This is a genomic window from Arthrobacter sp. UYEF20, assembly GCF_040546335.1.
Classification (GTDB): domain Bacteria; phylum Actinomycetota; class Actinomycetes; order Actinomycetales; family Micrococcaceae; genus Arthrobacter.
In genome coordinates this window covers 48,025-66,336 of the sequence record NZ_JBEPNP010000022.1, presented here as the reverse complement: position 1 = coordinate 66,336, position 18,312 = coordinate 48,025, and the positions used below count along the sequence as shown (strand labels likewise).

The 18,312-nt window shown below is 67.1% G+C and carries 17 protein-coding genes and 1 pseudogene; 7 read left to right on the top strand and 11 right to left on the bottom strand.

Going from position 1 to position 18,312, the window contains the following annotated elements; all coding sequences use genetic code 11:
• The 6 genes and pseudogenes from ABIB26_RS19750 to wecB all read right to left on the bottom strand — a co-directional run.
• Positions 1 to 1,136 (bottom strand): discoidin domain-containing protein (locus tag ABIB26_RS19750; protein ID WP_354247052.1); only part of this gene is annotated, 1,136 nt, incomplete at its 3' end.
• 577 nt (positions 1,137 to 1,713) lie between these two features.
• Complete coding sequence (locus tag ABIB26_RS19745; protein WP_354247049.1) at positions 1,714 to 5,019, bottom strand: galactose oxidase family protein; 3,306 nt, start codon at positions 5,017 to 5,019, stop codon at positions 1,714 to 1,716.
• 457 nt (positions 5,020 to 5,476) lie between these two features.
• Positions 5,477 to 5,605 carry a hypothetical protein gene (locus ABIB26_RS19740; RefSeq protein ID WP_354247047.1) on the bottom strand — a complete coding sequence of 43 codons (129 nt, stop codon included), beginning with the start codon at positions 5,603 to 5,605 and terminating at the stop codon, positions 5,477 to 5,479.
• A 267-nt stretch (positions 5,606 to 5,872) separates the two neighbouring features.
• The gene (locus ABIB26_RS19735; protein ID WP_354247044.1) at positions 5,873 to 6,295 is read right to left on the bottom strand and encodes a YybH family protein; all 423 of its coding nucleotides are present in this window, start codon (positions 6,293 to 6,295) and stop codon (positions 5,873 to 5,875) included.
• Between the two features lie 131 nt (positions 6,296 to 6,426).
• Positions 6,427 to 6,579: pseudogene (locus tag ABIB26_RS19730) on the bottom strand (IS110 family transposase); the annotation flags it as partial.
• Positions 6,580 to 6,915: 336 nt separating this feature from the next.
• Positions 6,916 to 8,058 carry a non-hydrolyzing UDP-N-acetylglucosamine 2-epimerase gene (gene wecB / locus ABIB26_RS19725; protein WP_354247042.1) on the bottom strand — a complete coding sequence of 381 codons (1,143 nt, stop codon included), beginning with the start codon at positions 8,056 to 8,058 and terminating at the stop codon, positions 6,916 to 6,918.
• Positions 8,059 to 8,280: 222 nt separating this feature from the next.
• On the opposite strand from wecB, the gene ABIB26_RS19720 reads away from it, so the two are divergent.
• From ABIB26_RS19720 to rsmD, 4 genes are read left to right on the top strand one after another with little or no spacing between them, the layout of a single operon-like run.
• Positions 8,281 to 9,336: a thiamine-phosphate kinase gene (locus ABIB26_RS19720; protein WP_502913721.1), complete on the top strand. Its 1,056-nt coding sequence runs from the start codon at positions 8,281 to 8,283 to the stop codon at positions 9,334 to 9,336.
• A 22-nt stretch (positions 9,337 to 9,358) separates the two neighbouring features.
• Complete coding sequence (locus ABIB26_RS19715; protein ID WP_354247055.1) at positions 9,359 to 10,462, top strand: DAK2 domain-containing protein; 1,104 nt, start codon at positions 9,359 to 9,361, stop codon at positions 10,460 to 10,462.
• On the top strand, positions 10,452 to 12,725 hold the full coding sequence (locus tag ABIB26_RS19710; protein WP_354247039.1) for an ATP-dependent DNA helicase RecG: 2,274 nt from the start codon (positions 10,452 to 10,454) through the stop codon (positions 12,723 to 12,725). Before ABIB26_RS19715 ends, ABIB26_RS19710 begins: the two co-directional genes overlap by 11 nt.
• Before the next feature lie 30 nt (positions 12,726 to 12,755).
• A complete protein-coding gene (rsmD, locus tag ABIB26_RS19705) occupies positions 12,756 to 13,373 on the top strand; it encodes a 16S rRNA (guanine(966)-N(2))-methyltransferase RsmD (RefSeq protein ID WP_354247038.1) in 618 nt (205 codons plus the stop codon).
• A gap of 43 nt (positions 13,374 to 13,416) precedes the next feature.
• Here the strand turns inward: rsmD and ABIB26_RS19700 are convergent, their stop codons facing one another.
• The 5 genes from ABIB26_RS19700 to ABIB26_RS19685 form a co-directional block, all read right to left on the bottom strand.
• Positions 13,417 to 13,830: a VOC family protein gene (locus tag ABIB26_RS19700; protein WP_354247035.1), complete on the bottom strand. Its 414-nt coding sequence runs from the start codon at positions 13,828 to 13,830 to the stop codon at positions 13,417 to 13,419.
• Entirely contained in the window at positions 13,827 to 14,111 is a 285-nt protein-coding gene (locus ABIB26_RS19695; protein ID WP_354247032.1) for an ArsR/SmtB family transcription factor, read from the bottom strand. Before ABIB26_RS19695 ends, ABIB26_RS19700 begins: the two co-directional genes overlap by 4 nt.
• A gap of 426 nt (positions 14,112 to 14,537) precedes the next feature.
• On the bottom strand, positions 14,538 to 14,741 hold the full coding sequence (locus ABIB26_RS23805) for a ribbon-helix-helix domain-containing protein (RefSeq protein WP_502913719.1): 204 nt from the start codon (positions 14,739 to 14,741) through the stop codon (positions 14,538 to 14,540).
• A 78-nt stretch (positions 14,742 to 14,819) separates the two neighbouring features.
• Positions 14,820 to 15,602, bottom strand: coding sequence for a spermidine synthase (locus tag ABIB26_RS19690; protein ID WP_354247030.1), 783 nt, complete (start codon positions 15,600 to 15,602; stop codon positions 14,820 to 14,822).
• Between the two features lie 4 nt (positions 15,603 to 15,606).
• The gene (locus ABIB26_RS19685) at positions 15,607 to 16,818 is read right to left on the bottom strand and encodes an aminotransferase class I/II-fold pyridoxal phosphate-dependent enzyme (protein ID WP_354247027.1); all 1,212 of its coding nucleotides are present in this window, start codon (positions 16,816 to 16,818) and stop codon (positions 15,607 to 15,609) included.
• Positions 16,819 to 16,866: 48 nt separating this feature from the next.
• On the opposite strand from ABIB26_RS19685, the gene coaD reads away from it, so the two are divergent.
• The 3 genes from coaD to rpmF all read left to right on the top strand — a co-directional run bounded on the left by coaD (position 16,867) and on the right by rpmF (position 18,306).
• On the top strand, positions 16,867 to 17,367 hold the full coding sequence (coaD, locus tag ABIB26_RS19680) for a pantetheine-phosphate adenylyltransferase (protein WP_354247024.1): 501 nt from the start codon (positions 16,867 to 16,869) through the stop codon (positions 17,365 to 17,367).
• A gap of 174 nt (positions 17,368 to 17,541) precedes the next feature.
• On the top strand, positions 17,542 to 18,066 hold the full coding sequence (locus tag ABIB26_RS19675; RefSeq protein ID WP_354247021.1) for a YceD family protein: 525 nt from the start codon (positions 17,542 to 17,544) through the stop codon (positions 18,064 to 18,066).
• Positions 18,067 to 18,102: 36 nt separating this feature from the next.
• Positions 18,103 to 18,306, top strand: a complete 204-nt coding sequence (rpmF, locus tag ABIB26_RS19670) for a 50S ribosomal protein L32 (RefSeq protein ID WP_009356569.1) — start codon at positions 18,103 to 18,105, stop codon at positions 18,304 to 18,306.
• Positions 18,307 to 18,312: the final 6 nt, after the last annotated feature.

Genomic DNA, 18,312 nt, shown 5'->3' with positions numbered 1-18,312 from the left:
AGCGCCGCCGCGACCGGGACGATCGGGAAGTTGATCGTCGGGCCCCAGGACCCCTGCGACGGGCCGAGGAGATTGATCTCCGCGGCGCTGCTCCAGGGCCCGCGGTTGCCGGCCTCAGTGCTTGCCGTCAGCCGGACGTACCGGGCGCTGACCGCGGTGAAGGTCACCGTCTTCTCCGCGCCGGAGTCTGGCCAGGTGGCGCTGGCGACCACGCTCCAGGTGATTCCGTTCGTGCTGACTCCGATCGAGTATTTGCCGACCCGCCCGTTGGGGAGGTCAGAACGCGGGAGGTAGCGGAACCCCGCGATGCTTTGCGTCGCCTTGGTGTCGATCGTGATGGAGTGCGGCAGCGGCGCGGCCGGCGCCGGGGACCACCTGCTGTGCCAGTACGTGGCAGCATTGCCGTCGAGCACGTTGCTGGCTCGGCCGTTCTCGCGAAGGACCTCTTGGTCGCTGGCTGAAGCCGTCCACCCGGAGCGAGGCAGCACGCCGGTTGGAGGCGCTGTATGCCCGGCGAGCAGGTTGATCTCGGCGGCGCTGCTCCACGGGCCGCGGTTGCCGGCCTCAGTGGTCGCGGTCAGCCGGACGTACCGGGCGCTGACCGCGGTGAAGGTCACCGTCTTTTCCGCACTGGTGTCCGGCCAGGTCCCGTGAGCCATCGGGGCACTCCAGGTGGTGCCATCGGTGCTCACCAGGATCTCGAAGCTCCCGATCCGCCCGTTCACGTTGGTGGAACGCGGGAGATAGCGGAACCCCGAGATGCTTCGCGTCGCCTTGGTGTCGATCGTGATGGTGTGCGGCAGCGGGACGGCAGGTGCGGTCCACTTGCTGTGCCAGAAGGTGGCGGTGTCCCCGTCGAGCACATTGCTGGCGCGGCCGTTCTGGCCGGAGATCTCCTCGTCGCTGGCCGAAGCCGTCCACCCGGTGCGGGGCAATGCAGCCGGAAGCGCCTCCGTCGCGGCAGTCGGGAGCACCGCGGGCATGTGCAGGTGCGGCCCGGCCACGCCAGCGGAGTCAGGCGGAGCCACCTCCCTCGCGGCGGCCGGCAGCGCCGCCGAGTGCACGTGCTGTCCGGTCGCGCCCGAGGAGGCTTGCGGAGCCACCGCCACGTATCCCATGATCAGCAGTACTGTCACCAGAAGTGTGGACGCGCGGAGAATTCCAACACGCGGCGCCCCCAGGACCACTGGCCCCCGCGTTCCGCCGCGGCCAGCCCGATGCCTGCCGGCCGTTGGCTCCAAAATGAGGGATTGAATCAGTGTGGTGTGGGGCCGCCGGTAGGAATCACGCGGGGGCCCATCACTAGAGTGCCTCCCAAGGGACCGGGTCACGGAGAGGGGGATCGGTGCTACGTAACGATCCATCTGCGCCTCCTGGCGGCACTGGTCTAAGGTGACACGACAGACGCTAGGCCGGGCAGCATGGGAAAACCTTGGATCGCCGGCGTCGACGCTGAGATTGAGGGCAGTGACGCGAAATTACTCCTGGTGCGAAAACTAGGCACTCTCCGAGCTCGGGTCGCCTTATCATCGCGTCCCGTATCCGCACGTGCTCTACGTTCACTGCTCACATAGTGATCGCGTTCGGCTGAACACCCGTCGAAGTTCCGAATATTCCTCGACCCAGTTCTTCGGCGTCGCGAGCGCCATCTTCGCCAATATTCCAGCGCGGTGAGTCCCTCATCGAACCACTCGCGTCGTAGGCGCTGTCACGTCATTTCGAGGGGCCGGCGATGTAGTAGCCGGAGACGTCGGCGATGAAGTGGGTCGTTCCCGAGGAGCGGTTGAAGAGCGTGACCTTTCCGTCCGCACCTACGGGAACGGTCACGGAGTTCGGGACAGTCTGGCCCGTGGCGAAGTTCAGGTTGGAGGCGTTCGGGCGCGCAGCGCCGGCGTAAGCGGCAGCGAAGCCGAAGGACTGGGGCTGGGTCACTGTGAGGTTGAACGTCACGGCAGAGACATTCGCGGGGATCCCGTTCGCCCCGCCGACCTGGAAGGACACCGACGAGTCAGCCCCGACCGCGGCGTGGCTGCGGGTATCCAACGCCCGGAACGGTGCGGTTGGCTTGAACGCACCAGCCACCGTCGGGGTGCCCGAGATGTAATAACCGGAGACATCGGCGATGAAGTGGGTGGTACCGGAGGAGCGGTTGAAGAGCGTGACCTTCCCGTCCGCACCTACGGGAACGGTCACCGAGTTCGGGACAGTCTGGCCCGTGGCGAAGTTCAGGTTGGAGGCGTTCGGGCGCGCAGCGCCGGCGTAAGCGGCAGCGAAGCCGAAGGACTGGGGCTGGGTCACTGTGAGGTTGAACGTCACGGCAGAGACATTCGCGGGGATCCCGTTCACGCCGCCGACCTGGAAGGACACCGACGAGTCAGCACCGACCGCCGTGCGGCTGCGGGTGTCCAGCGCCCGGAACGGCGCGGTTGGCTTGAACGCACCAGCCGCCGTCGGGGTGCCCGCGATGTAATAACCGGAGACGTCGGCGATGAAGTGGGTGGTACCCGAGGAACGGTTGAAGAGCGTGACTTTCCCGTCGGCCCCTACAGGAACGGTCACCGAGTTCGGGACAGTCTGGCCCGTGGCGAAGTTGACATTGGATGCGTTCGGGCGCGCTGCGCCGGAGGCGTAGGCGGCGGCGAAGCCGAAGGACCTGGGATCGGTCACGGTGAGGTTGAACGTCACGGCCGAGACATGCGCAGGGATCCCGTTCACGCCGCCGACCTGGAAGGACACCGACGAGTCAGCGCCGACCGCGGAACCTTTACGGGTATCCAACGCCCGGAACGGCGTTATTGGAATTTGTGTCCCTGGTTCAGTCGCGGAACCTGCCGAAGAACCTGGCGAAGAACCTGGCGAAGAACCTGGCGAAGAACCTGGCGAAGAGGTGATCCTGATCGTCGAGGCGACGCTGGGCACCCCGTTGGCGTCCATTGCGAAGAGCATATAGCTGCCCGGCACCAGCACGCCGCTGTCCGCCGGCAACGTCAGCGAAGCGGTGTTGCCCGACACCGAAGTTGCGGTGAGCGGGATCCGCCGCTGGTCGGTGTTGACGGTGTGGGTCACCGTGCTCATCCGCATCAGGGAGAAGTTGGTGACGGGCGCCTTGGTGGTCACAGCGATCGTGCTGCCGGTCGCGGCGCTGGCCGGTGCGGTCACAATCGCTGGCCGGGTGCGGGCACTCCCGTCGGCGTTCAGCAGGTACGGCGGGGTGAAAATTTGTCCGTCCAGATGGTTGGTGGTACAGGTGTTGCACAGCCCGCCACCGCCAGCGAAGACCCGGCCATCGGGGAGCAGCATGCCGACGCTGTGATACGTCCGGGGGATGGCCATCGGGGCCAGCGTGGTCCACTTTCCGGTGGCCGGGTTCCAGATTTCCGGGGCCATCCTGGCGGCGGTGTCCGTGAACGGAACCGGGGTGGCCTGACCGCCGACCACGAGGACCTGGCCATCGGGCAGCGCGACCCCGCTCGCGAACGACCGGGTGACGGCCATGTCTGCGGTCCGGGCCGTTTTGACCCCGTTGTTGATGTCGATCGTGTACGCCCGCGCCGTGGCGGGGGTGTTGTCGTAGGCGGTCGCCCCGCCCACGGTGAGGATCTTTCCGACGTCGTACATCACGGCGTCGCCGTTCATCGCGTCCGCGCTGTCAGCCCGGAGTCCGGCCGGGGTGATGCTGCCCTGGCCGGTGGTGGAGATCCAGTTCATCTGCCGGCTCGGCCCCGCCTGGAACACCCGGCCACCGGGGGCGGCAAACAACCAGGCGTGATTGTCGGCGCGGTACTCGCCACGGGGATCGGCGGTCAGGATCTTGTCGACCAGCACGTTCGGCAGCGTGCGCCAGCCGCCGGCGGCGGACCACACCTCGCCGTTCTTGTTGCCGGTACCGCCGGACCACGAGCCGCCGATGGTGAACACCTCGCCGGTGGAGGTGGTCACGTTGCTCTGGTAGCCGCGGGCGATCTTCATGTCCGGCCCCGGGCTCCATTTGTTCGTCGCAGGGTTGTACAGGCTGGTTTTCGTGCTGCTGGCGCCGCCGCTGACCATAATCCTGCCGTCCGGCAGCATCGAGGTCCCCGGGCAGAACATGTCGTGACCGGTGTTGGACACCTGGGTCTGGCTCACCTTGCCGGTGGTGAGGTCCAGGATGGACGTCTGAGTGTAGCCATGGTTGCCACCGTAAGCGGTGGGGGCATAGGCGGACCAGGTCAGCAGCTTGTTCCCGGGCAACAGCGCCCCCGCGACCGGGACGATCGGGAAGTTGATCGTCGGCCCCCAGGACCCCCGCGACGGGCCGAGGAGCTCGGCGGCAGCGGGTGCGGTTTGCCCGGCGAGCACGTTGATCTCGGCGGCAGCCGGTGCGGTTTGCCCGGCGAGCAGGTTGATCTCGGCGGCAGCGGGTGCGGTTTGCCCGGCGACCAGGTTGATCTCGGCGGCGCTGCTCCACGGACCGCGGTCGCCGGCCTCAGCGGTTGCGATCAGCCGGACGTACCGTGCGCTGACCGCGGTGAAGGTCACCGTCTTCTCCGCACTGCTGTCCGCCCAGGTCCCCTGAGCCACCGGGGCACTCCAGGTGGTGCCATCGGTGCTCACCAGGATCTCGAAGCTGCCGACCCGCCCGTTCGCGGTGGTGGAACGCGGGAGATAGCGGAACCCCGAGATGCTTTGCGTCGCCTTAGTGTCGATCGTGATGGTGTGCGGCAACGGGCCGGCAGGAGCGGTCCACTTGCTGTGCCAGAAGGTGGCGGCGTCCCCGTCGAGCACATTGCTGGCGCGGCCGTTCTGGCCGGAGATCTCCTCGTCGCTGGACGAAGCCGTCCACCCGGTCCGTGGCAATGGAGCCGGAAGCGCCTCCGTCGCGGCAGCCGGCAGCACCGCGGGGACGTGCAGGTGCGGTCCGGCCACGCCCGCGGAGTCTTGCGGAGCCGGCAGCGCCGCCGAGTGAACATGCGATCCGGCCGCGCCCGAGGAGGTTTGCGGAGCCGTCGCCACGTACCCCATGATCAGCAGGACTGTCACCAGAAGCGCGGACGCGCGGAGAATTCCAACACGCGGCGCCCCCAGGATCACTGGCCCCCGCGTTCCGCCGCGGCCAGCCCGATGCCTGCCGGCCGTCGGCCCCAAAATGAGGGATTGAATCAGTGTGGTGCGGGGCCGCAGGAAAGAAGCACGCGGGCGCCCCGGCCTAGAGTGCCTCGCAAGGGACCTGGTCGCGGGGAGGAGGATAGGTGCTGTTCTGCGATCCATCTGCGCCTCCTGGCGGCATTGGTCTTAGGGATAAGACAGACGCTAGACAGGGCAGCTTGGGAAAACCTTGGGCGGCAGACGCGGACATTGGGCGGGGTTGCGGGAAAGTGGCTCGCGAGGGCGCTTCTGAGAAGGCTCGTCGCTTGTCGATGGGCGTTTCAGCCGGACGCGGTGATGCTGGTGCCGACGTCGCTGGACGAGTGGCTGCCGCTGAAAAATTTGGCCCGGTTCATTTGCCGAAGTCGTCGCCGAGGAACTGGGCGAAGCCGCCCGGAAGGCCCGGGCGGAGGCGGCCACTGGCCTCGATGATCGAACACACCACCCGGCTCGTGGGACAGATGCCCTTCCAATGGACCATTGATGCCGGGCATTGTTCAGCAGCCAACCACGAATATGTCACGGAAATCGAGACCGCCGGTGGGACCGAGTTCTTCATCGCGACCGGCTGGCTCAAACACGGGGTGCCGCTATGGTTTTCGTCAAGATGCATGGGAGGGCATGTCGCACCCTGGACCGGGGCACGCCCGGGACAATGGGGCTCGGCGTCGAGCGCACGGCCCTTTGTCCGGCCGGCCATGTGCGTCTGCAACCCCGGGGTGGATTCGGATCGCGTGAATCCCGTGCGCTATTTTCGCAGCACGGCGTCCGGTGCCTGCGGTGTGGTGATTGGGTCTGCGTGGCGGTGCACGAGTGCCCAAGTGTCACCTTCAAGGCGATAAATGCTCGTTACCCGCAGATCAAACGGCGATATTTTGTCTCCTCCTCCGACATTGGCCTGCCAGTGTTCTATGTCCAGGAAGCAGGCGAGATCGGTAGTGACGTGCTTGGTGAGGGCATCAAAAGCGGTGACGCGTCCATCTTTGAACCGTGCCGCCGCTGAATCGAGGGCCTCTGATACTCGCTCCCAGCCCACCACCGGAGGGCCCCAGGGATTAGCAAGGGAGACATCTCCGCTGTGGGAGAAAATGGCCTTGGCGGGTTCCGGGTCGCCTTTAGCAAACTGATTTACCGCTTGATGAAACTGGTCGATGACCTCGTCAAGATGCATTGGTCCCACGTTCTGACTCATAGGGGCGCCTGGGGTATGCGAATCCTAGCGGCTCCGTGCCCAGCCCGTCGCCGGCCTCCTGAATCTTCCAATCGGGCGGTGGCTGCTGTACGGAGATCCTTGGGGTTCTATCAGGTCACTGCGGTGGTTCTCGGCTGGTGGAGGGTTCCGTCCCGAAGCATGATGTAGAGGGTATCGCAGCGTCTCCTGGCGAGGGCGACGAGGGCCTGGTTGTGGCTTTTGCCTTTGCCGCGTTTCCGGTCGTGGTAGGCCCGGCAGGCCGGGTGGCGGGCTCGAGCAAGCCGCCCGCGAATGGGAGCTCCCGGCGGGTTGCTACAACCTGCTCAACTCTTCAAATACCGGGAAACCACCGGATCCCGGCCACCGCAGAAGCCTAAAGGAAGGGCGCCTGAGTCACGGGGACCCTTACGGGCCCACCCCGCGGGCACGGACAGGGCATGACCGGCCCGCGCGTCCTCACCGAAAACCGGAGAATCAACGCGGTCACCAGCCCAGTGTTAAGCGCAGCTAAGGACACGAAACATCAAGCCGTCGGACCACTGCCCACCCACGCTCTTGGGGGCTCGGCTACCCCTCAAGATACGTCAGCCGGCCCGCAGCTACTGGCCGAATTCGGGGAGCCGGTGACCGAGGTTTAGCAGGGCGGCCACGGCCGCGACTGTCCGCTCGGATGCGCGGCCGTCGCCGTAAGGATTGACCGCATTTGCCATAGAGTCAAAGTGTTCCTGATCATGCAGGAGACGGTCGACTTCCTTGAAGATGACCTCTTCGTCGGTCCCGATCAGGGCGACGGTGCCGGCGTCGACCGCTTCGGGCCGTTCGGTGTTGTCCCGCATGACGAGGACGGGCTTCCCGAGGCTGGGGGCCTCTTCCTGCACGCCTCCGGAGTCCGTCAGGACGATGTGGGCGAGGGAAAGCATGCGGGTGAATTCACCGTAGGCCAGCGGCTCGGTGACAATGACGTTGGATAGGCCTGTCAGCGCCGGGAGCACAGCCTCGCGGACCACCGGGTTCTTGTGGGCCGGCAGCACGATCATCAGGTCCGGTTCGGCTTCCGCGATTCTGGCCAGGGCCCGGCCCACGCCCTGCATGGCGCCGCCCTGGTTTTCACGCCGGTGGGTGGTGACTAGGAGGATCTTCCTGCCGCTGGCGGCGAGTTCCTCCAGCTGCGGGTCCGTGAAGGGGATCTGCTTGCCCACCGTGGTGAGCAACGCGTCGATGACAGAGTTTCCGGTAATGACGATGCTGGCCGGGTCGATTCCCTCGGCGACGAGGTTGGCCTTGCTCACGCTGGTGGGTGCAAGGTGGAGGCTGGCGATTTGACTGGTGATTTTGCGGTTTGCCTCCTCCGGAAACGGGGAGAACAGGTCTCCGCTGCGAAGGCCTGCTTCAACGTGCACCACGGGGATGCCGTGGTAGAACGCTGCAATGGCGCCGGCGGTGGACGTGGTGGTGTCACCCTGGACGATGACGACGTCTGGCTTGTTGGCTGCGAAGAGTTTGTCCAGCCCATCGATGGTCCGGGTCATGATGGCGGAGAGTGACTGGCGCTGCTGCAGAATATTCAGATCATGATCCGGCACAATGCCGAAGAGCTCGTTGACTTGATCGAGCATCTCGCGATGCTGACCCGTGACCGTGACGACGCAGTCGAAATGCTCAGATTCCTGAAGGGCGGCAACGATAGGGGCCATCTTGATAGCTTCGGGACGGGTCCCGAAAATTGGCATGACACTGGGCATGGTGATTCCCCCAAAGAGTTTAGGCCGCTGACCCATCGATGCTACTGGACGCCCTCCGCGCGGTGTGAATCCGTGTCCGCGGAGACCCGCCCGCCGCGGGTCCCGCGGGGGCGCTGCCGGGGTGCCCGGCGTCACCGTCCCGGCCCTGTTGTCAGGCCCCCGCGGTAGCGTAGGGCTGTGACTGAATCGACTGTGCCTGGCTCCGCTGTGCCGAACTCCGCTGTGACCAACTCCACTGCGCCTGACTCCGCTGTGCCCGAAGCTTGCCTGACCGTTGCCGCGCTCTCCGAGTCCGAGCTCCTCGAACGCATCTTCCCCCGTCTGCACCGCGGCTCCGGCGGCAACCCCGCCGTCCTGCTTGGCCCCGGGGACGACGCCGCCATCGTGGCGGTGCCGGACGGCCGGACCGTGATCAGCATCGACACCCAGGTGGCGGACCAGGACTTCCGGCTCGAATGGAACAACGGTTACCGGACCAGCGGATACGACGTCGGCTGGAAGGCCGCCGCGCAAAACCTCAGCGATATCAACGCTATGGGAGCCCGCGCCACGGCCATGGTGGTGAGCCTGACGATGCCACCGGAAACGGCCGTCTCCTGGGTGGAGGACTTCGCGGACGGACTGACCGCCGGCATCCGGGAACTTGGCGCGCCGGAGTGTGCCGTGGCCGGGGGCGACCTGGGCCGCGGGCGTGAACTGGCTGTCAGCGTCGCGATCCTGGGGACCCTGGAAGGCAGGGAACCGGTGCTGCGCTCCGGAGCCCGCCCCGGGGACACGCTGGCGCTGGCGGGAACCGTGGGCCGGGCGGCCGCCGGGCTGGCCCTGCTCGAATCGGACACCGGCGTTCACTCGCTCAGCGGGGAACAGCGGGCCCTGATGGACACCCAATGCCGGCCCCGGCCGCCGCTCGCCGCCGGTCCGCTGGCCCGGGAAGCCGGGGCCACGGCGATGATGGACATCTCCGACGGCCTGGTGCGCGACGGCGGCCGCATGGCGGCAGCCAGCCGCGCCGTGCTCAACCTGGACGCCGCCGCACTGAAGGAACTCGCCGTTCCCTTGCTGCCGGCGTCGGCGCTGCTGGGCGCCGACCCCCTGGCCTGGGTGCTGGGCGGCGGGGAAGACCACGGACTGCTCGCCACATTCCCCGCAGGCCTTCGGCTGCCTCCCGGTTTCACTGCGATAGGCTCGGTAGAAGCCCCTGCACTTATGGACAGCGCGGGCGTCAAGATCGCGGGCCGGCCCGCTGACACCGTGGGATGGGATCACTTTGCAGACTAAGATTGCCGCCAACGCGCAAGCGATGAAGCGGTGGTTGGGCAAGGCAGAAACAACGCTGGGGAACCACAGCGACCGCCTGAACGCCATCAACATTTTCCCCGTCGCCGACGGCGATACCGGCACCAACCTTTACCTGACGGTCCGGGCCGCGGCGCACGCACTGCAAAGCACGAACACAGCCCTGAACACGGGCGCCGCCTCCTCAACCTCCGTCACCGCCTCCATCCCGCTGGTCACCCGGGACCTGGCCCAGCCCGTTTCCGGGCGCCCCGATCCGGCCCAGAACGACGTCGGCGCGGTCCTGGCACTGGCCGGCCAGGCCGCCATGGAGCACGCCCGCGGCAACTCCGGGACCCTGTTGGCTGTTTTCCTCTGCGCAGCGGCCGAGCCTCTCGCCGGCCACACCCGGCTGAGCGCCCCGCTGCTGGCCGCCGCGCTCAACCGGGCCCAGATCCGGGCCTGGTCCGCCCTGAGCGATCCCGTGCCGGGAACCATGCTGTCCGTCATGGAGTCTGCCGCCCGCGCCGCCGCCGCCGTGGAGTCAGCGCACGATGGCGACGACAGCAACCAGACGCTCGGACTGGCACTGGATGCCGCCGTCGAGGCTGCCCTGGCAGCGGTGATCCACACCGAGGACCAGCTCGACGCCCTGCAGGCAGCCCATGTGGTGGACGCCGGCGGGGTGGGCATGCTGCTGATCCTTGACTGCCTGCGCTCCGCCGTCCTGGGCGAGGAACTGCAGAGTGAGCTCCTCGACGGCCTGCACGGCTACGACGTCCAGGATCCGCACATCCACGCCGCCATGCCCAGGGACGAGGGCGTGGAAGTCATGTGCACCATCACGCTCTCGCCGCTGGATGCCGCGATGATGCGCCAGCGGCTCGATGAGATGGGCGATTCTGTCATTATGAGCCAGGTGGGCGCCGCGGCCGACAGTTCCGGCCGGTACCGCTGGCGGGTCCACGTCCATGTCCTGGATGCGGACCCTGCCGTGGCCCTGATCCGCTCGCTCGGCGAACCCTCGGACTTTTCCGTCAGCGAACTCGCCCTGCCGCGTGAATTTGAGCCGCCGGAATTTGAGCCCCGGGAATTTGAGCCCCGGGACCCCGACGGACATGAACGCTGAACTGGACCTCGGCCTGGAGCGCCGGATCGGCAAGCGCTCCGCGGCGGTCATTGAGAAGCACCTCGGCATCACCACCGTGGGCGGGCTGCTGAACTACTTCCCGCGCCGCTACCTCAATCGCGGTGAGCTGACCCCGATCAGTGAGGTCCCGCACGACGAGGAAGTCACACTCATCGCCCGGGTGATCTCCAACAGCACCCGGTCCATGCGCGCCCGCCGCGGTTCCCTGACCGACGTCGTAATCTCCGATGATGCCGGGGGAGCCGGCGCCGCCGCCGCCGGCGGTGTCCAGCGGCCCCCGGGGGCACGGATGCCGGGCACCCTGAAGGTGAGCTTCTTCAACGGCTTCCGGGCCAAAGCCGAACTCCAGCCGGGCCGGCGCGCCCTGTTTTCCGGCAAGGTCACGCGCTACGCTGGCGCCCTCGGGCTGACCAACCCTGATTTCCAGCTGCTCGACGAGGACCCTGAGACGCCGGGGATGGATCCGGAAGAGCTCGCGGCCATGCCCATCCCGGTGTATCCGGCCACCGCCAAGCTGACCAGCTGGTCCATCCAGAAGGTGATTTCCACGCTCCTGGAAACCGCGGAGCTCGAGGCCCTGGCTGATCCGCTGCCGGCGGAGATTGCCGCCCGGGAGAAATTCCTGCCCGTCGCGGAGGCCTACCGCCTGATCCACGCCCCGCAGACGCCCCCGGACTGGCAGCGGGCCCGCGACAGGTTCCGATACCAGGAAGCCCTGGTGCTCCAGTCCGCACTGGCACGGCGCCGCGCCCTGCTCGCCGCCGAGGAGGCCACCGCCCGCCGCCCCGCAGCCGGCGGCCTGCTGCCCGCCTTCGACCGCCAGCTGCCGTTCACGCTGACAGCCGGCCAGTCCGCCGTCGGCAAGACGCTCGCCGACGAGCTCGCCCAGGCTTCCCCGATGAACCGGCTGCTGCAGGGCGAGGTGGGCTCCGGCAAGACGATCGTGGCCCTGCGCGCCATGCTGCAGGTGGTCGACGCCGGGGGACAGGCGGCCCTGCTGGCCCCCACCGAGGTCCTCGCCGCCCAGCACTTCGAGTCGATCCGCCGCACGCTCGGCCCGCTGTCCCGGGACGGGATGCTCGGCGGCTTCGGAGCCGACGCCGTCCAGGTCAGCCTGCTGACCGGCTCCATGCCCACCGCGGCGCGGAAGCAGGCCATGCTGGACGCCGCCTCCGGAACGGCCGGGATCGTGATCGGAACGCACGCGCTGCTCAGCGACAACGTCTCCTTCTACGACCTCGGCCTGATCGTGGTGGACGAGCAGCACCGCTTCGGCGTGGAACAGCGCGACGTGCTCCGGTCCAAGGCCAGCAAACCGCCGCACCTGCTAGTCATGACCGCCACCCCCATCCCGCGGACCGTGGCCATGACCGTGTTCGGCGACCTCGAAACCTCCGTGCTGGATGAGCTGCCGGCGGGGCGCGCGCCCATCACCACGCACGTCGTGGGGCTGGCCGAGCACCCCGCGTGGCTCGCCCGGCTGTGGTCCCGCTCCCGCGAGGAGATCGACGCCGGCCATCAGGTCTACGTCGTCTGCCCCAAGATCGGCACCGACGACGACGGCGACTTCAGTCCCGGGGAAGCCGAACCGTCCGCCGCGGACCTCGAAGGCGACGGCGGCGCGCGCGAGCTGGCGTCCGTGACCGGCGTCGTCGAACAACTCCGGGACGAACCGGCACTCGCCGGGGTGGCCCTGGCGCCGCTGCACGGTAGGCAGGACCCGTCGCTCAAGTCCGGGACCATGGCCTCGTTCACCGCGAACGAGACCCAACTGCTCGTCTCCACCACCGTGATCGAAGTCGGCGTGGACGTGCACAACGCCACGCTCATGGTGATCCTGGACGCGGACAGGTTCGGCATCTCGCAGCTCCACCAGCTCCGCGGCCGGGTGGGCCGCGGCGGCCTGCCCGGGACCTGCCTGCTGGTCACCACCCTGGAACCCGGCCATCCCAGCCGCCGCCGGCTCGAGGCCGTCGCGGCCACCACGGACGGGTTCGTGCTCTCGCAGGAGGACCTCAAGCTGCGCCGTGAGGGCGACATCCTGGGCGCCTCCCAGTCCGGCGGCCGGTCCACGCTGAAGCTCCTGCGGGTGCTGGACCACGAGGACATCATTGCCCGGGCCCGGCAGGACGCCCAGCGGATCGTGGCGGCCGACCCCTCGCTGGCCGTGCACCCCGCACTCGCCGAAGCCATTGATGAGTATTTGAACCCTGAGAAGGAGGCGTTCCTTGAACGCGGCTAGCAGAATCCACCCGGCGACGGGGCCCCGGCCATGAGCCGCATCATCGCCGGCGCCGCCGGCGGAACGACGCTGGTCAGTGTGCCCGGCTCCCTGACCCGCCCCACCACGGACCGGGTCAAGGAGGCGCTGTTTTCGCGGCTGGATGCCTTCGAGGTGGTGGCGGACGCCCGCGTGCTGGATCTCTACGCCGGTTCCGGTTCCCTCGGCGTGGAGAGCGCCAGCCGGGGCGCCGAATCCGTCGACCTCGTGGAGTTCGATGCCAGGGCCAGCGAGGTCTGCCAGCGCAACGCGGACCTCGTCAACACCGTCGCGCGCCGCAAGGTGGTCTCGGTGCACCGCTCCAAGGTCGAATCGTTCCTGGACCGGACCATCGAAGCCGCGCGCTGGGACCTTGTCTTCCTGGATCCGCCCTACCCGCTGGAGGAACCGGCGCTGGCCGAGGTGCTGGCCAGGCTCGCACCGCACCTGGCGGAAGGTGCCGTCGTCGTGGTGGAACGCTCCTCGCGGACCCCCGAACCCACCTGGCCGGACGGTATGGAGCGGTTTGCCGAACGGAAGTACGGGGAGACCAAGCTGTGGTTCGCCGAGCCGGGCGTGGAGGCCGCGGACGAGGACGTGGACCCGGCGGCGGAACCCGACGGTATCTAGCAGACCTTTCGCGCTGGACAGGATCCTCCCATGTGGGGAACCTTCACCGGGCGTCGGCGTGGTTCTCGTCCGGTTTCATTTCGATGAGCTGAATGAGGTTGCCGCACGTGTCATCAAAGACGGCGACGACAGCGGTGCCGATGTCCGTTGGCGGCTGCGTGAACACCACGCCCTTGCTGGTGAGCCTGGCATGCTCGGCCTCGATGTCGTCGACGGCGAATTGAGCGAGTGGGATGCCGTCCTCGACGAGAGCATCCCGATACGGCTTCACGGCGGGGTGGTCCGACGGCTCCAGCAACAGTTCCGGACCGTCAGTTGATTCGGGGGACACGACGGTGAGCCAGAAGTTGTCACCGAGGGGGATGTCCCGGCGCTTCGTGAAGCCGAGCACCTCGGTGTAGAAGGCGAGAGCTGCTCGCTGGTCGTCGACGAACACGCTGGTCAGGTCAATTCTCATTGCTCGGTCCTCTTTCTGGTGGGCCATCGTCCGGTGATCTCGGCGAGTGGCTCGGGGTTGAAGTAGTGGAACTTGGAACGTCCGCGCCGCTCCGTCACGATGAGGCCAGCCGACTCGAGCACGCCGAGGTGCTGCGAGATCGCCTGGCGCGTGAGGCTGAGACCATGCCGCATCGTGAGCACGGAACAGATCTCGAACAGGGTCTGGCCGTCGCGCACTGACAGTTCGTCGAGGACAAGGCGCCTCGTCTCGTCGTCGAGAGCTCGGAAGACATCGACCATGGATAAATTATAGGCAAGTGGTGACTTGCATATCAAGGCCTGTTCATCGTTAGCGCGAGCGGTCCTCCGCCGGCACGAGGTGTTGGATGACCATCGAGTGGCGGGCGGCCCTATCGATGCACGGTCAGGCGGTGGTTCCTCGCTGAACTGGCCCGTAAGCCGGACGCGGGTCGCGGGGTGAAACTATTGACGCCATGCGCGCGATGGCTCTGTGTCTTGCGGCGCTTCCTGTAGCCAATCGTCCTCAGCCCAGGATGGAGGTCCTCCCTCGCCAAACCGCGGTAGGGAAAATCGGTTAGACCTTCACAGAACGAGACGATCGATTCAGTGAAGTCTGCCGCAGTAGCGGGAGACCCGGCATCGGCGATGAGTAAAGCTCCTCAAGCTGTTGCAGCGCTTCCCGCCGGAAAACAACCCGATAGTGAGTCACGGATGTTCGGCATGCTTCGCCGAAAGCCGCGCCCGCACCTCATCGACGCTCACCACAGCGGAGGGATCGGTCACGAGTGCGTCATAGGCACTCACTACTTCCTCGCGAAGCCAAGATTCGAGCACTCGGTCGCGCGCGGTCAACGTGCGCAAACCATCTCGGATAACTTCGCTCTCACTCGCGTAAGCGCCCGAGCTCACGCGCGGCGCAACGCATCGGCGTTCGCCGCCGCCGGCTGCGGCCCGGAAGGCAAGCCCGACCCCCGGGCGGCCAAGCCGTCAGTCCGAGAGCACATCCAGCCCGACGCCGGACAGCACCTTCGCTGGGTGCGGGCCGCGGGCCATCAGCGCCGCGGTCCACGCCTCCGGCCACGGCGCCTGCGTGCCGGTCAGGATGATGTTGCCGGGATACCGGCCGGTGAAGATGCCGGCCTCGGCGACCGCCGACACGTCCGTCATCGCCCGGCGCAGCGCGGCCACCTGGCTCCGGACCAGTGTGAGCCCGGGTTCGTCACCCACGTTGACGATCAGCACCCCGCGCGGGCTCAGCGTCGCGGCGGCCTCACGGTAGAACTCCGTGCAGGCAAGATGCGCGGGTGCCTCGGGGCCGGAGAAAATGTCCAGGATCACGACGTCGAAGCGCTGTCCCGCAGGCAGCCCGGCCAGCGCCTCCCTGGCGTCGCCGACCACCGTGTGCAGCCGGATGCCTTCGGGCAACGGCAGCTGCTGCAGCACGAAGTCCAGCAGTTCCCGCTCCAGTTCCACCGCGTACTGCACGGAGCCGGGCCGGGTGGCCTGGATGTAGCGGGCCAGCGTCAGGGCCCCGGCGCCGAGGTGGAGCGCGCTGATGGGCTCACCCCACGACGCCGCGAGGTCCACCACATGCCCGATCCGACGCAGGTACTCGTAGAAAATGTCCGAGGGATCCGCCAAGTTCACGTGGGACTGCTCGGCCCCGCCGATGCTGAGGACGAAGCCGCCTTCGGTGAATTCATCGGCCTCGATCGTGGCGTGCTGGCCCGTGGTGCGCAGGAAGCGCGACGCCGCCGGTGTTCCGGCCACCCCTTTAGAGCCTGTCCCGCAGGGTTGCCAGCCGTTCGGCGGCCTCCTGCAGGACGTCGATCCGCTTGCAGAACGCGAAGCGCAGCAGGCTGCGGGTGCGCTCGGCTCCTTCCGGGTGGCAGAAAACCGGCACCGGGATCGCGGCGACGCCGATCAGCGCCGGCAGCCGGCGGGCCAGGTCCACGGAGTCCGAGATGCCCAGCGGCGCGGTGTCCACGTTCACGAAGTACGTCCCCTGCGGGGTGAAGACGTCCAGCCCGGCGGCGCGGAGGCCCTCGCTGAGGATGTCCCGCTTGAGCTGGAGGGTGTCGGCGATCCCGGCATAGAACTCGTCCGGCAGGCCGAGGCCCACGGCGATGGCGCCCTGGAAGGGTGTGCCGGAGCTGTAGCTGAGGAACTGCTTCACGGTCCGGGCGGCTGCGACGAGGTGTTCGGGGCCGCTGAGCCAGCCGATCTTCCAGCCGGTGAAAGAGAACGTCTTCCCGGCCGAGGAAATGGTGAGGGTGCGCTCGGCCGCCCCGGGCAGGGTGGCCAGGGGGATGTGGCGGACGCCGAAGGTGAGGTGTTCGTAGACCTCGTCGGTGATGATGACGGCGTCGTACTTCGTGGCCAGCTCGACGACGCGCTCCAGCACCCAGCGCGGGAACACCGCTCCGGTCGGGTTGTGCGGGTTGTTGACCAGCACCACCTTGGTGCGGTGGCTGAATGCCGCTTCTAGGGCGTCCAGGTCCGGCATGAAGTCCGGTGCCAGCAGCGGCGCGGTGACGTGGCGGGCGCCGGAAAGGCCGATGATGGCGCCGTAGGAGTCGTAGAACGGCTCGAAGGTGAGGACCTCGTCGCCGGGGCCCACGAGCGCCAGCAGCGAGGCGGCAATGGCCTCGGTGGCGCCGGTGGTGACGATGATTTCCGTCTGCGGGTCCGGGGTCAGGCCGTAGAAGCGCTCCTGGTGGAGGGAGATTGCCTCGCGCAGTTCCACGATGCCCTTGCCCGGCGCGTACTGGTTGTAGCCGGCGGCGATCGCGGCCTGGGCGGCCGCCTTGATCTCCGCCGGGCCGTCCTCGTCCGGGAATCCCTGTCCCAGGTTGATGGCGCCGGTGTGCAGCGCCAGCGTGGTCATTTCCTCGAAGATGGTGACACCCAGGGTGCCTTCGGCGGAGAGCAGGTTGGCGCCGGTGGCGGCCCGCTGCCACGGGAACTGGGGAGGGAGCTGGGACATTCAGCCATGTTATCCCGCCCGGCGGCGGGCATACGGTAGGTTCGGAGCATGAGACGCGCCGTATGCCCTGGCTCCTTCGACCCCATTCACAATGGACACCTGGAAGTCATCGCCAGAGCCGCCGGCCTCTTCGATGAGGTGATCGTGGCAGTATCCACCAACTACGCGAAGAAGTACCGCTTCAGCCTGGACGAGCGGATCGAGATGGCCAGCGAAACACTGGCGTCCCTGCGCGGGATTGTTGTGGAGCCGGTGGGGGAGGGGCTGCTGGCCGAGTACTGCCGCCAGCGGGGTGTGTCCGCCATCGTCAAGGGCCTGCGTTCGTCGTCGGACTTCGACTACGAACTGCCCATGGCCACCATGAACCGGCAGCTCACCGGCGTCGAAACGGTCTTCCTTCCGGCGGAAGCCCATTACCTTCATTTGTCGTCCACCCTGATCAAGGAAGTCTTCACCCTCGGCGGCAATGTCTCGGAGTTTGTGCCCCGATCCGTGCTGAAACGGCTGCACGGGGGCGAGCCTGGCCAGGATCAGGCCCGCAGGGGGTAAGCTTGATCGGTACTCGGCGGCCTGCTGCCGGTTGCGCGGCCCTTATCGGGGCTGGACTGCGGTGAAAACTGCAGGCCCGCGTCCGGTTTGAGTCCGTCCGGAAGATCAGGCTAAGATAGTACGTCGGTCATATGTTCAACAGGAGTTCTCATTAAACGAGATGCTAGTTCGCCCTTGGCGTTCGACGTCAAGGACCTCGGACGCAGTCCGGGAAGCATGCGGACGCTGACGGAACATGTACCCGCACCAGGTGATCTTGGTGTGGCGCTCATTGGCGTGCAGGAAGGCTCGGATGTCGGGCTGGACCTGCGGCTGGAGGCCGTACACGAAGGAATTCTGGTATCAGGAACCGCAAACGTCAAAGTAACTGGCGAATGCGGCCGATGCCTGGATCCCCTTGCGTATGACCTTGAGGTCGATGTGCAGGAACTTTTCTTCTACGAGGACTCTGAGTTCCCGGATGAAGAAGACGAAGAAGAGCAATATCGAGTCGAGCGCGATGTTATCGATCTTGAGCCGGTGTTGCGGGACGCAGTTGTCACCATGCTGCCGTTCCAGCCGGTGTGCCGGGAAGACTGCCAGGGCCTTTGCTCCGAATGTGGAGTTCGCCTGGAAGACGAGCCGGGGCATCACCACGAGATCGTAGATCCTCGCTGGGCTGCCCTAGCCGACCTGGCTAAGCCTGACCGGCAAAACTGATTTGTAAGTGTTGGACTAGAGAGAAATGAGTTAGCCGTGGCTGTCCCGAAGCGGAAAATGTCTCGCTCGAATACCCGCGCCCGCCGCTCCCAGTGGAAGGCAACCGCCCCCCACCTGGTGAAGACTGTCGAAAACGGCCAGGTTACCTACAGCCTGCCGCACCAGGCAAAGGTCGTTACCGACTCGGCTGGCACCGCGCTGTTCCTTGAATACAAGGGCCGCAAGGTCGCAGACGTCTAATCCGCC

Coding starts and splice junctions, on each gene's coding strand:
- ABIB26_RS19695 (WP_354247032.1), bottom strand. CDS start 14,111: ATGGTCGATGTCTTCCGAGCTCTCGACGACGAGACGAGGCGCCTTGTC.
- ABIB26_RS19735 (WP_354247044.1), bottom strand. CDS start 6,295: ATGCATCTTGACGAGGTCATCGACCAGTTTCATCAAGCGGTAAATCAG.
- ABIB26_RS19740 (WP_354247047.1), bottom strand. CDS start 5,605: ATGGTCCATTGGAAGGGCATCTGTCCCACGAGCCGGGTGGTGTGTTCG.
- ABIB26_RS19710 (WP_354247039.1), top strand. CDS start 10,452: ATGAACGCTGAACTGGACCTCGGCCTGGAGCGCCGGATCGGCAAGCGC.
- rsmD (WP_354247038.1), top strand. CDS start 12,756: ATGAGCCGCATCATCGCCGGCGCCGCCGGCGGAACGACGCTGGTCAGT.
- ABIB26_RS19715 (WP_354247055.1), top strand. CDS start 9,359: ATGAAGCGGTGGTTGGGCAAGGCAGAAACAACGCTGGGGAACCACAGC.
- ABIB26_RS19685 (WP_354247027.1), bottom strand. CDS start 16,818: ATGTCCCAGCTCCCTCCCCAGTTCCCGTGGCAGCGGGCCGCCACCGGC.
- coaD (WP_354247024.1), top strand. CDS start 16,867: ATGAGACGCGCCGTATGCCCTGGCTCCTTCGACCCCATTCACAATGGA.
- ABIB26_RS19700 (WP_354247035.1), bottom strand. CDS start 13,830: ATGAGAATTGACCTGACCAGCGTGTTCGTCGACGACCAGCGAGCAGCT.
- wecB (WP_354247042.1), bottom strand. CDS start 8,058: ATGCCCAGTGTCATGCCAATTTTCGGGACCCGTCCCGAAGCTATCAAG.